2 tRNA genes and 1 rRNA gene are annotated in these 518 nt (G+C 44.8%); all 3 read left to right on the forward strand.

Annotated elements, in window-relative coordinates:
• A 16S ribosomal RNA gene (locus QTN94_RS20415) occupies positions 1 to 111 on the forward strand; the annotation flags it as partial.
• A gap of 54 nt (positions 112 to 165) precedes the next feature.
• Positions 166 to 241 (forward strand) — tRNA-Ala (locus QTN94_RS20420).
• 26 nt (positions 242 to 267) lie between these two features.
• Positions 268 to 343 (forward strand) — tRNA-Glu (locus tag QTN94_RS20425).
• Positions 344 to 518: the final 175 nt, after the last annotated feature.

Consider the following 518-nt stretch of genomic DNA (forward strand, 5'->3'; position numbering starts at 1 on the left):
GAAGTGGGTAGTTTAACCTTCGGGAGGACGCTCACCACTTTGTGGTTCATGACTGGGGTGAAGTCGTAACAAGGTAGCCCTAGGGGAACCTGGGGCTGGATCACCTCCTTATACGATGATTATTGCGATGAGTGTTCACACAGATTGATATGTCTACATTAGAGAGGGGCTATAGCTCAGCTGGGAGAGCGCTTCGCTGGCAGCGAAGAGGTCATCGGTTCGATCCCGATTAGCTCCACCATTTCTTTTTATAAGAAAGAAACCAGTGTCCCGTTCGTCTAGAGGCCTAGGACACCGCCCTTTCACGGCGGTAACAGGGGTTCGACTCCCCTACGGGATACCATCTTTAAACATTCTCCTTGAGAGTCTTTAAAAATGGTTACTTCTTTGGAAGTGATTTGCTCTTTAACAATTTGGAAAGCTGACGAATAACAACAATCCCCATATCTTTGATATGCGTTGTTATTCAAATTAAAAGTTCTCAAATCCTAACTTTCTCTAATAAAGAGAAAGTTAGG

It is taken from the genome of Vibrio sp. M250220 (genome assembly GCF_036533795.1).
Lineage (GTDB): Bacteria > Pseudomonadota > Gammaproteobacteria > Enterobacterales > Vibrionaceae > Vibrio.